The organism is Sphingomonas jinjuensis (assembly GCF_014197105.1).
Lineage (GTDB): Bacteria > Pseudomonadota > Alphaproteobacteria > Sphingomonadales > Sphingomonadaceae > Sphingomonas > Sphingomonas jinjuensis.
In genome coordinates, this window is the sequence record NZ_JACIEV010000002.1 from 410,493 (window position 1) to 422,534 (window position 12,042).

Genomic DNA, 12,042 nt, shown 5'->3' on the forward strand with positions numbered 1-12,042 from the left:
TCCCGCCTTATATGGGGATCGTTGCGATCCCATCAATCGGGCATGGCCGGCGTTAACGACGAACCGTCAGCACCCCTGGCCGGCGGACGGCTCGTGGCGCGATTAGTGCGCCTGACCCTTCAGGACACGCAGTCGCTCGATCACTTCCGCGGCATTCGCCAGCAACTCCTCCGTCGCCGCGGCACTCAGCGGCGGGCGCACGCGCCAGTCGAACACGCATAGCGTCCCCAACGCCACACCCTCGTCGTCGAGCAGCGCCGCGCCGGCGTAGGAGCGGATGCCGCCATCCTCGGTCACGACGGGATTGCCCGCGAAGCGGTCGTCGCGCGACGCATCCGGAACGTCAAGCACCACGCCCGGCATACGGACCACATGCCCGCAGAACGACGTCCGGCGGCTGTATGCGCCCTCGCTCAGGCCATCGGCGGCGATCAGATACTGCCAATCCTCGTGAACGATCGATATCGCCGCCATTGACGCGCCCAGATGCCGCCGAGTCATACGGACGATCCCGCGCAGTGCATCGTCCCCGGTGGCCTGAAGCGCGCCCGACGCATTCACTGCTGCATGGCGCCGCGCCTCGTCAGCGAGCGGCTCGGCAGGTTCATAGACCGAAATACCCAATGTCTTTGGCTCCCGCAGCGATCCCCCAACCGCCTTTCTGTTGTAAGCGCGTCGCAGTAAGCCGCCACAACTATCCGAACAACAATGGTTCTGTCGGCACATGACGGCGAACGTACGGTGGCGATCGCGCCACTTGCCGCTAGGGGATGCAACGTCCAGATGGACGCCACACCGCTTCACGGGACCATCAGCATGACCGATTTCGACTATGACCTCTTCGTGATCGGTGCAGGCAGCGGCGGCACCCGTGCCAGCCGCGTCGCCGCCGCGCATGGTGCGCGGGTCGCGGTGGCGGAGGAATATCGCGTCGGCGGCACCTGCGTCATCCGCGGCTGCGTGCCCAAGAAACTGCTCGTCTACGGCGCGCATTTCGCCGAGGATCTAAAGGATGCTCGTCGCTTCGGCTGGGACGTGCCGGGCGATTGCGCGTTCAGCTGGCCCGTGCTGCGCGACAATGTGAAGGCGGAAGTCGCGCGGATCGAGGGCGCCTATACCGACACGCTCGAGAGCAATCACGTCGACATCTATCACAGCCGCGCGGTCGTCACCGGCCCCAACAGCGTCCGGCTCGACGACGGGACCGAGAAGACGGCCGGCAAGATCCTCGTCGCGGTCGGCGCCCACCCCGCCATTCCGATCTGCGAGGGCCGCGAATTCGGCATCACCTCGAACGAGGTGTTCGATCTGGAGGCAATACCCAAGCGCATCCTGATCGCCGGCGCGGGCTATATCGCCAACGAATTCGCGGGCATCTTCCACCAGCTTGGCGCCCACGTCATCCTGATGAACCGGACGAAGGACATCCTGCGCGGCTATGAGCTCGCGATCCGCGACCGGCTGCTGCAGATCTCGATGATGAAGGGGCTCGAGTTCAAGTTCGACGCCAATTTCGAGAAGATCACGAAGGGCGACGACGGGTGCCTCACCGTCCATATGTCGGGGCACGAGCCGGTCACCGTCGACCTGGTCCTGTTCGCGACCGGGCGCGTCCCCAATACCAAGGACCTGGGCCTGGAGAGCGCCGGGGTCGAGCTGGACGACAAGGGCGGGGTCATCGTCGACGAGGACAATCGATCGACCTGCCCCTCGATCTTCGCGGTCGGCGACGTCACCAACCGCATCCAGCTGACCCCCGTCGCGATCCGCGAGGGCCAGGCCTTTTCCGACACCTTCTTCGGCAACAAGCCGACCCGCGTCGACTATGGCTGCATCCCCAGCGCCGTCTTCAGCCACCCGCCGATGGCCGGCGTCGGCATGACCGAGGCGGAGGCGCGGCAGAAGCTGGGGTCGGTGAAGGTCTATTCCTCGGACTTCCGCCCGATGAAGAACGTCCTCGCCAACCGCGACGAGCGCGCGCTCTACAAGATGGTGTGCGACGGCGAAACCGATCGCGTCGTCGGCATCCACCTGATCGGCCCCGACTCGCCCGAGATCATCCAGGGCGCTGCGGTGGCGGTGAAGGCCGGCCTCACCAAGGCCCAATTCGACCAGACCGTCGCGCTCCACCCGACGATGGCCGAGGAACTGGTCCTGCTGAAGTAACTGATCCTCCCCGGCACGGGAGGACAAATGGTCTCACCGCCCCACGAATCGCCCCGGCCGCCGCTCGTTCACCGCCCTCACGCCTTCGGCGAAATCCTCGGTCTGCTGCAGCACTGCCTGCTCCGACAGCTCACGGTCGGTGGCCGCCTCGACCAGCGCCATCAGGTCGCCGCGCGTCGTCGCGCGCGTCGCCTGGACCGCCAACGGCGCCGCCGCGGCGATTTCCTGCGCCAGTGCCATCGCTTCCGCGTCCAACGCCTCGGGCGCTACCACCTTGTCGGCGAGCCCCCAGGCCGCGGCCTCCTCCGCTCGAATCCGCCGCCCCGTCAGGTTCATCAGCAGCGCCCGCTGCTTGCCGACCACCCGCTCCAGCACCGCCGAGATGCCGAAGCCAGGGTGGAAGCCGAGCTGGACGAAGTTCGCCGCGAACTTCGCGCTGGTCGAGGCCACGCGAAAGTCGGCCACCAGCGCCAGCCCCAGCCCAGCGCCGACCGCCGCCCCCTGCACCGCAGCGATCACCGGCTTGCGGACGCCGAACAGGTTCGCCGCCGCGACGTAGAAGGGATTACGCGCCCCCTCGACCACCCCGTCGCGCACCGGATTGTCGCTGACGAGATCAGCGCCGGCGCAGAACACCCGTCCTTCGGCGCGCAACAGGATCGTGCGGACCGCCGGGTCCGCATCCGCCTGGGCAAAGGCGCGCCCGATCGCCTCGATCAGCGCCAGGTCGGCGAAGTTGGAGGGCGGCCGATCGATCGTCACGATCATCACCGCCCCGTCACGGTCCACCGCCGCTCCGTCTGCCATTCCCATACCCGTCATCGCGTCCCGCTTTCCTAATGCCGTCGTCTGGCGCATACATCCCATACCCGATCCTCGAAAGGCCAGTCATGCGCGAAGCCGCCATCGTCTCTACCGCCCGAACCGGCATCGGCCGGGCCTATCGCGGCTATTTCAACGCGACCGAGGCGCCTGTGCTCGCCGGCCATGTCATGAACGCCGCGGTCGAGCGCGCCGGCATCGATCCGGCGCGCATCGACGACGTGTTCTGGGGTATCGGCAACCAGTGGGGTGAGCAGGGCGGCAATGCCGGCCGTATGGCGATCTTCGCCGGCGCGCTGCCGCAATCGGTCCCGGCCTTCACGCTCGATCGCAAATGCGGCTCGGGCCTTACCGCGCTCGCGCTGGCGGCGCGCTCGATCATCGCCGGCGACATCGATGTCGCACTCGCCGGCGGCATGGAATCGATCAGCCACACGGTGACCAAGGATGCGCCGCGCTACGTCAACCAGAGCGTCATCGCCAACGAGCCTGCCGCCTATATCCCGATGATTGAGACAGCGGAGATCGTTGCCAGCCGCTACGGCATCAGCCGCGCCGCGCAGGACGACTATGCCGCGACGAGCCAACGGCGCGCCGCCCGCGGCCTCGACACCGGTGCCTTCGCCGAAGAGATCGCGCCGATCACCGTCGAGAAGGCGCTGTTCGACAAGGAAGGCAATCGCACCGGCACCGAGACGGTCACCGTCACCCAGGACGAGGGCATCCGCCCCGGCACCACCGTCGAGGGGCTGGCCGGCCTCAAGACCGTCTGGCCCGGCGGCCAGTTCACCGGCCCCGGCGAGAACGTCACCGCCGGCAACGCCAGTCAGCTGTCCGACGGCGCCGCCGCGCAGATCGTCATGGACCGCGCCACCGCGCTCGCCGAGGGCAAGGAAATACTGGGCATCTATCGCGGCTTTCAGGCAGCGGGCTGCGCCCCCGACGAGATGGGCATCGGGCCGGTCTTCGCCATCCCCAAGCTGCTCGACCGCGCCGGCCTGTCGGTCGCCGACATCGGCCTGTGGGAACTGAACGAGGCGTTCGCCAGCCAGTGCCTCTATTGCCGCGACCACCTCGGCATCGATCCCGAAAAGTACAACGTCAACGGCGGCGCGATCGCGGTCGGCCATCCCTTCGGCATGACCGGCAGCCGCCTCGTCGGCCATGCCATGATCGAGGGTCGCAAGCGTGGCGTGCAGTGGGTGGTCGTGTCGATGTGTACGGCAGGCGGCATGGGTGCGGCGGGCTTGTTCGAGCTGGTCTGATCCCCCTCCGTTCGGGCCGAGCGAAGTCGTGGCACCGGCACCCGCCGTGACCTTCGACTACGCTCGGGGCGAGCGCGCCTCCCGCACGCTCGCCCACGCATACACCGCGCAGCCAAGCCAGATCAGCCCGAACACCACGCCATGGACTGGCCGCAGCGGCTCACCGAACAACAGCACCGCCTCCAGGAACTGCAAGGTCGGCGCGATATATTGGAGCAGCCCCATCGTCGTGTAGCGCAGCGTTCGCGCCGCCGCCGCGAACATCAGCAGCGGCGCCGCGGTGACCGCGCCCGCCACCACCAGCAACACGTCGAGCCGAGTATCGTGGCCGAACGCACCCTGCCCCTGCGCCCCGGCCCAGCCGATCACCGCCAGCGACGGCCCGGCGAGCAGCGCCGTCTCCACCGCCAGCCCGCCCAGCGCATCGATCGCCGCCACCTTGCGGATCAGACCGTAGCCGCCGAAGCTCGCCGCCAGCGTCAGCGAAATCCACAGTTCCCCGCCGCCCGCGACCGCCATGACCAGCACGCCTACCGCCGCGATGGCCACCGCGACCATTTGCACCCGGTCGATCCGCTCGCGCAGCACCGCGATGCCGAGCGCAACATTGACCAGCGGATTGATGAAATAGCCGAGGCTCGCCTCGAGCACATGGCCGTGCTGCACCGCCCAGATATAGACCAGCCAGTTGATCGCGATCAGCACCGCCGATCCGCACAGCAACAGCAAGGTCCGCCCCCGTGCGGCGCGTAGGATGGTCCCAAGCTGCCGCCTCACCAGAATGATCGCGGCGAGCAGCAGCAGCGACCACACCACCCGATGCGCCAGCACCTGAAGCGCCGGCACGCCGCGCAAGAGGCGCAGGTACAGCGGCAGCACACCCCACAGGGTATACGCGCCCACGCCGAGCATCAGCCCGGCGCGGACGTTCGGCGAAACGGACGACGTCATCGCCGCCGCGTGTCGCGGCTTACCGCGCATCGGGCAACCAACTTCAGCTTGGGACGCCCCAAACCCTCGTCGCCGTTCAATCCGCGAACAGCAGGACTGGCGTCTCGAGCATCTTCTTTAAAGCCTGGACATAGCTGGCTGCGTCCCAGCCATCGACGACGCGATGATCGCAGCTGATCGACAGGTTCATCAGCTTCGCGCGCCGGATCTCGTCGCCGCGCCCAGTGAACACCGGCCGCTCGACGATCTTGTTCGGGCCGATGATCGCGACCTCGGGCCGGTTGATGACCGGCGTCGTCGCGATGCCGCCGAGCGGCCCCAGCGAGGTGACGGTGATCGTGCCGTTGCCCAGCTCGTCGGGCTTCAGCTTATTGGCACGCGCCGCCTCGGCCAGCCGCGAAATCTCGCGCGCCAGCTGCCAGACGTTCTTGTCCTGCGCATCGCGGATCACCGGCACGGTCAGCCCCGCGTCGGTCTGTGCTGCCATGCCCAGATGCACACGGCCCGATCGCGTCACCACGCCCGCTTCGTCGTCGTAGCGTGCGTTGAGCATTGGAAAGTCGGGCAAGGTGCGACAGATCGCGACGATCATCAGCGGCAGCATCGTCAGCTTGGGCCGCTCGCCGCGGTTGTCGTTCAGGTCGGCGCGGAAGCGTTCCAGTTCGGTCACGTCGATCTCGTCGACATAGGTGAAGTGCGGGATGTTGCGCTTCGCCGCCGCCATGTTCTCAGCGATGCGGCGCCGCATGCCGATGACACGGACCTGCTCGTCGTCGCGCGCCCGGCTGCGCCCCGGCGCGGCATAGCCCTCGCCCGAGCCATAGCGCAGGAAGGCGTCGAGATCGGCATGGCGGATGCGGTCGCTCTCCGCCTTCACCTGGGAAAGATCGACGCCAAGTTCCTTCGCCCGCGCGCGGACGGCGGGGGATGCGAGGACTGGCTTGTGCTCTCCCCTCCCTGCAAGGGAGGGGTCGGGGGTGGGTGCCGGCGCGCCAGCGCCGGCGTCCTCGCTCGCGGCAGGCGGAGGAGCCGATGCTTGTGCATCGGCACCCACCCCCGGCCCCTCCCCTGCAGGGAGGGAAGCGGGCGCAACCACCTCCTCCACGCCGGGATTCTCAGCCTCGTACTGCTCCGCCGTCTCGGCCTGCGCAGCCGTCTCCGGCGCCGCGACGACCTCGTCGGTCCCCGCATCGACGTCGGTCTCAATCACCACCAGCGCCGCGCCGATCGCGACCTGGTCGCCGACCTCGCCGGCCAGCTCGACGACGGTGCCCGACACCGGCGACTCCATCTCGACCGTCGCCTTGTCGGTCATCATGTCGGCGATGTTCTGGTCTTCCTCGACGCGGTCGCCGATCTTGACGTGCCAGGCGACGATCTCGGCCTCGGCGATCCCCTCGCCGATGTCGGGAAGCTTGAAGGTATAGCGAGCCATCAGACGTCCTTCATGATCTTCTCGAGCGCCTGGCCGATGCGGACCGGCCCCGGGAAATACGCCCATTCCAGGCTGTGCGGATATGGCGTGTCGAAGCCGGTCACCCGCTCGATCGGCGCCTCCAGATGATAGAAGCACCGCTCCTGCACCAGTGCCGACAGCTCCGCGCCGAAGCCGCCGGTGCGCGTCGCCTCATGGACGATCATGCAGCGTCCGGTCTTCTTCACCGACGCCTCGATCGTCTCGATGTCGAGCGGCACCAGCGTGCGCAGGTCGACGATCTCCGCATCGACGCCAGCTTCCTCGACGACCGCACGGCACACGTGCACCATCGTGCCATAGGCCAGGATCGTCAGCGCTTCGCCTGGGCGCACGACCTGGGCCTTGCCCAGCTCGACCCGATAATAGCCGCTCGGCACCGCGCCGCCGGGATGCTTCGACCAGTTTTCCGCCGGTCGATCCCAGTAGCCGTTGAACGGGCCGTTATAGATGCGCTTGGGCTCCAGGAAGAGCACCGGGTCGTTGTCCTCGATCGCCGCGATCAACAGCCCCTTGGCGTCATAGGGCGTCGACGGGATCACCGTCTTGATGCCGGAAACGTGGGTAAAGATGCCCTCGGGCGACTGCGAGTGGGTCTGCCCGCCGAAGATGCCGCCGCCATAGGGGCTGCGCACCGTGATCGGCGCGGTGAACTCGCCTGCCGAGCGATAGCGAAGCCGCGCCGCCTCGCTGACCAGCTGGTCGAGCGCCGGATAGATGTAATCGGCGAACTGGATCTCCGGTACCGGGCGCAGACCATAGGCGCCCATGCCGATCGCGACGCCGATGATGCCGATCTCGGTGATCGGCGTGTCGAACACGCGGGTCTTGCCGTATTTTCCCTGCAACCCCGCGGTCGCGCGGAACACGCCGCCGAAATAGCCGACGTCCTCGCCCATCACCGTCACGGTGGCATCGCGCGCCATCATCACGTCGAGCGCAGAATTGATCGCCTGGATCATGTTCATGCGAACGGTGTCGGTCTCAACGGCGGCGGTTTCGATGGTGTCCACGTCGCTCACCTCAGTCACTTGCGCGCCCATGGCCGGCCGCTTGCGGTTTCCTCGTCGAGCATCTGCTGGCGCTGTTCTTTCAGATGCCACGGCATCTCCTCGAAGACGCCGTCGAACAGGCTGTCGAGCGGCTGGTGAAGGCCATGGCCGAGGATGCCGTTCTTCTCGGCTTCCTTCTGCGCCGCCTTCACCTCCTCGGCGACTTCCTTGTCCTGCGCCGCATGACGTTCCTCGTCCCACTCGCCGACCGCGATCAGATGGTCCTTCAGGCGGCGGACGGGATCGCCGAGCGGCCAGGCGTTCGGCTCGCCAGCGCTGCGATACTGCGTCGGATCGTCGGAGGTCGAGTGACCTTCGGCGCGATAGGTGAAATGCTCGATCAGCGTCGGCCCTTGGTTGGTCCGTGCCCGCTCGGCCGCCCATTGCGTCGCTGCATAGACCGCCAGCGCGTCGTTGCCGTCGACGCGCAGGCCAGCGATGCCGTAGCCGACCGCGCGGGCCGCGAACGTCGTCGCCTCTGCCCCCGCGAAGCCGGAGAAGCTGGAGATCGCCCACTGATTGTTGACGACGTTCAGCACCACCGGTGCGCGATAGACCGCGGCGAAGGTGCAGGCGGAGTGGAAGTCGCCTTCCGCGGTCGACCCCTCCCCGCACCACGTCGCGGCGATGCGCGTGTCGCCCTGCGCGGCCGAGGCCATCGCCCAGCCGACTGCCTGGGGATATTGAGTCGTCAGGTTGCCCGAGATCGAGAAGAAGCCGAAATCCTTCGCCGAATACATGATCGGCAACTGCTTGCCGCCCAGCTTGTCGCCGCTGTTCGAGTAGATCTGGTTCATCATCTCGACCAGCGGATAGCCGCGCGCGATCAGCAGCCCCTGCTGACGGTACGACGGGAAGCACATGTCGTCGCGGTCGAGCGCATAGGCCGCGGCGATCGCCACCGCCTCCTCGCCCAACGCCTTCATATAGAAGCTGGTCTTGCCCTGGCGCTGCGCCCGGAACATCCGTTCGTCGAACGCCCGCAACTGCACCATGCTGCGCAGCATACGGCGCAGCATATCGGGACTGAGCTTGGGATCCCACGGCCCCACCGCCTGCCCGTCGTCGTCAAGCACGCGGACCAGCGTATAGGCCAGTTCGTGGAATTCGCCCGCCGGTGTCGCGGTATCGGGGCGCCGTGCCGACCCTGCCGCGGGCACGTCGACGGCGGCGAAATCGACCGGGTCGCCGGGCCGGAATCGCGGCTCCGGCACGTGCAGCGACAAGGGGGGCAAATTGGCGCGCGGATGCTCGCTGGCCACGATGGTCCTCTCAATTTCGCGTGCCTCGGATCAGGCCAACGCTTCGAACCGCCTCTTGCCTCGTTGTAATAAAATTTCAAGTGACTGATCGACTATTCCGCTGTGCCGAGGCGGCGATCCTCCCCGACACGGGGAGGATCGTGGTCCCTATTCCACCACCTGCTCGATCGCGCCGAAGATCGAATGATGCCGGTCGTCCTCCGCCCAGATCCGCACCGTGTCGCCCTTCTTCAGGAACGGCGTCTTGGCCTCGCCGCCGTTGATCGTCTCGACGGTGCGCACCTCGGCCAGGCACGAATAGCCGACGCCGCCGTCGGCGATCGGCTTGCCGGGGCCGCCGTCGCCATCGCGGTTCGACACCGTGCCCGACCCGACGATCGTGCCGGCGCCCAGCTTGCGCGTCTTCGCCGCATGCGCGACCAGCGTGCCGAAGTCGAAGGTCATGTCCTCGCCCGCCTCGGCCCGGCCGAACGGCTGGCCGTTCAGGTCGACCATCAGCTTGCGATGCAGCTTGCCGTCCCGCCACCAGTCGCCCAACGCATCGGGCGTCACGAACACGGGCGAGAAGGACGACGCCGGCTTCGACTGGAAAAAGCCGAAGCCCTTGGCCAGCTCGCCGGGGATCAGGTTGCGCAAGCTGACGTCGTTGGTCAGGCCGATCAACCGCACCGCCGCCAGCGCCTCGTCCCGGCTCGCGCCCTGCGGCACGTCGCCGGTCACCACGACGACCTCCGCCTCCAGGTCGCAGCCCCAGCTTTCGTCCGCCAGCGGGATCGGATCGCGAGGGCCAAGGAAGCCGTCGCTGCCGCCCTGGTACATCAGCGGATCGTGCCAGAAGCTCTCGGGCATCTCCGCCCCGCGCGCCTGCCGCACCAGTGCGACATGGTTCACATAGGCCGATCCGTCCGCCCATTGATAGGCGCGCGGCAAGGGCGCCGCGGCGTCATGCTCGTGGAAACGCTCCAGCGGGATCGCCTGGTTGCGCACATCGGTCGCCAGGACGATCAGGTCGGGCAGCACCCGGTCCCACTCGTCGAGCGCCGCCTGCAGGGTCGGCGCGATATGCCCCGCGTCGGCATACCAGGCGAGGTCGTCGGACACGACGACGAGCTTGCCGTCACGCCCATGCTTCAGGCTGGCCAGTTTCATGCGCTCTCCTCGTGTTGGTTTGGATGGGCACCGTAGCCAGCCGCAGGCGACGCGTCACCCCCGGCCAAAGCTGGACGACGCGGCAGGACGCTTGCAATCCCACCCCCGCCGATTCATGGCTCCCCGCGTGACCCCAGTCCTCGGCGTAACCTCTTCGATCCTCGGCCAGCCGTGGCGCTGGCGCGCGCTGGCCGCCGATGGGCGACAGGGTTGGGGCGACGACGATCTCGTCACCCAATTGTTGTTAGCCAGAGGCGCACCGCGCGAGGCGCTCGACCTGCATCGCACGCCGTCGATCCGCGGGTTCATGCCCGATCCGTCGGTGTTCCGCGACATGGATCGCGCCGCGCAGCGCCTCGCCGACGCGGTCGAGGCGCGTGAGAAGATCGCCGTGTTCGGCGATTACGACGTTGACGGCGCCACCTCCGCCGCGCTGATGATCCTCGTCCTGCGCGCGTTGGGGGTCGAGGCGATCGCCTATATTCCCGACCGCTTGCTCGAAGGCTATGGCCCCTCGGGCGATGCACTGGTCCGGCTAGCGCGCGAGGGGGCGTCGCTGATTGTCACCGTCGATTGCGGTGCCCAGGCGTTCGAAGCGCTCGAGGCCGCGCATGCCGCGCCGGTCGACGTCGTCGTCGTCGACCATCATAAATGCGCGAGCGCGCTTCCCGTCGCCCACGCGCTGGTCAATCCTAACCGCCTCGACGAGGCGGAGGACGCCGCCGCCCACGGCCACCTCGCCGCGGTCGGCGTCTGCTTCCTGCTCGCCGCCGCGCTCGTCCGCACCCTGCGCGCACGTGGTTTTTTCGCCGACCGGCCGGAGCCGAAGCTGATCGATCATCTCGATCTCGTCGCGCTCGGCACCGTCGCCGATGTCGCCCAGCTGCGCGGCCTCAACCGCGCCTTCGTGACTCAGGGGCTGAAGGTGATGGCGCAGCGTCGCAACATCGGCCTTGCCGCGCTGATCGAGGCATCGCGCCTCACCCGCGCGCCGACGTGCAGCGACCTCGGCTTCGCGCTGGGTCCGCGGATCAATGCCGGTGGCCGCGTCGGCCGCGCTAATCTCGGCGTTCGCCTGCTGACGACGCGCGATCCCGAGGAGGCGCGCACCATCGCGGTCGAGCTCGACCGGCTTAACGACGAGCGCCGCCAGATCGAGGCCGGGGTGCAGGAAGCCGCCGAGGCGATGGCCGACACCGGCCGCCGCGTCGTCGTCGTCAGCGGCGACGGCTGGCACCCCGGCGTGATCGGCATCGTCGCCGGGCGGCTGAAGGAAAAGCTCGGCCGCCCCGTCATCGTCATCGCCGTGGACGAAAAGGGTGTCGGCAAGGGATCGGGCCGTTCGATCACCGGCGTCGACCTGGGCAACGCGGTGATCGCCGCCAAGGAGGCCGGACTGCTCGCCGCCGGCGGTGGCCATGCGATGGCCGCCGGGCTGACGATCGGCGCTGGCGACATCGCCGCCTTCGCCGACTTTCTCGAAGACAAGCTCGCCGTCACCGTCGACCGCGCCCGCGACGATCGCGCGTTGTTGGTCGACGCCGTCCTCGCGACCGGCGGAGTTAATCCCGCGCTGGTCGAGTCGCTCGAAGTGGGCGGTCCCTATGGCACCGGCTGGCCCGCGCCGCGCGTCGCCGCCGGTCCGGTGCGGATCATTCGCGCCGATGTCGTCGGCAACGGCCACGTCCGCTGCATCGTCGCCGGGGACGATGGCCGCAGCCTGAAGGCGATGGCCTTCCGCGCCGCGGAAACGCCATTGGGCCAGGCACTGCTGGGAGCGGCGCCGCACCGCAAGCTGTGGCTTGCCGGGCGGGCCAAGCTCGACGACTGGGGTTCACGACCGGCCGCCGAACTCCACATCGACGACGCCGCCTGGGCCGACTGACCGGGGTACTTTTCAC

Annotated in this window: 10 protein-coding genes; 3 read left to right on the forward strand and 7 right to left on the reverse strand. The window is 68.1% G+C overall.

Going from position 1 to position 12,042, the window contains the following annotated elements; all coding sequences use genetic code 11:
* Positions 1-102 precede the first annotated feature (102 nt).
* Entirely contained in the window at positions 103-624 is a 522-nt protein-coding gene (locus GGQ80_RS05375) for a GAF domain-containing protein (protein WP_183982843.1), read from the reverse strand.
* A gap of 192 nt (positions 625-816) precedes the next feature.
* Here GGQ80_RS05375 and gorA point away from each other — a divergent pair, with 192 nt between their 5' ends.
* Positions 817-2,166 carry a glutathione-disulfide reductase gene (gene gorA, locus GGQ80_RS05380; protein ID WP_183982844.1) on the forward strand — a complete coding sequence of 450 codons (1,350 nt, stop codon included), beginning with the start codon at positions 817-819 and terminating at the stop codon, positions 2,164-2,166.
* Between the two features lie 33 nt (positions 2,167-2,199).
* Here the strand turns inward: gorA and GGQ80_RS05385 are convergent, their stop codons facing one another.
* Entirely contained in the window at positions 2,200-2,955 is a 756-nt protein-coding gene (locus GGQ80_RS05385) for an enoyl-CoA hydratase/isomerase family protein (protein WP_343050868.1), read from the reverse strand.
* A 101-nt stretch (positions 2,956-3,056) separates the two neighbouring features.
* Between GGQ80_RS05385 and GGQ80_RS05390 the strand changes: the two genes are divergently transcribed.
* Positions 3,057-4,253, forward strand: coding sequence for an acetyl-CoA C-acyltransferase (locus GGQ80_RS05390; protein ID WP_183982845.1), 1,197 nt, complete (start codon positions 3,057-3,059; stop codon positions 4,251-4,253).
* Positions 4,254-4,310: 57 nt separating this feature from the next.
* On the opposite strand, the gene rarD is transcribed toward GGQ80_RS05390, so the two are convergent.
* From rarD to GGQ80_RS05415, 5 genes are all read right to left on the reverse strand, one after another.
* On the reverse strand, positions 4,311-5,204 hold the full coding sequence (gene rarD / locus GGQ80_RS05395; RefSeq protein WP_183982846.1) for an EamA family transporter RarD: 894 nt from the start codon (positions 5,202-5,204) through the stop codon (positions 4,311-4,313).
* Positions 5,205-5,280: 76 nt separating this feature from the next.
* The gene (locus GGQ80_RS05400; protein ID WP_183982847.1) at positions 5,281-6,639 is read right to left on the reverse strand and encodes a dihydrolipoamide acetyltransferase family protein; all 1,359 of its coding nucleotides are present in this window, start codon (positions 6,637-6,639) and stop codon (positions 5,281-5,283) included.
* A complete protein-coding gene (locus GGQ80_RS05405) occupies positions 6,639-7,646 on the reverse strand; it encodes an alpha-ketoacid dehydrogenase subunit beta (RefSeq protein WP_183982967.1) in 1,008 nt (335 codons plus the stop codon). Before GGQ80_RS05405 ends, GGQ80_RS05400 begins: the two co-directional genes overlap by 1 nt.
* A gap of 59 nt (positions 7,647-7,705) precedes the next feature.
* Positions 7,706-8,992: a thiamine pyrophosphate-dependent enzyme gene (locus GGQ80_RS05410; RefSeq protein WP_183982848.1), complete on the reverse strand. Its 1,287-nt coding sequence runs from the start codon at positions 8,990-8,992 to the stop codon at positions 7,706-7,708.
* A 147-nt stretch (positions 8,993-9,139) separates the two neighbouring features.
* Entirely contained in the window at positions 9,140-10,141 is a 1,002-nt protein-coding gene (locus tag GGQ80_RS05415) for a fumarylacetoacetate hydrolase family protein (protein ID WP_183982849.1), read from the reverse strand.
* A gap of 115 nt (positions 10,142-10,256) precedes the next feature.
* Between GGQ80_RS05415 and recJ the strand changes: the two genes are divergently transcribed.
* Complete coding sequence (gene recJ / locus GGQ80_RS05420; protein ID WP_221364196.1) at positions 10,257-12,026, forward strand: single-stranded-DNA-specific exonuclease RecJ; 1,770 nt, start codon at positions 10,257-10,259, stop codon at positions 12,024-12,026.
* The last annotated feature ends 16 nt before the right edge of the window (positions 12,027-12,042 follow it).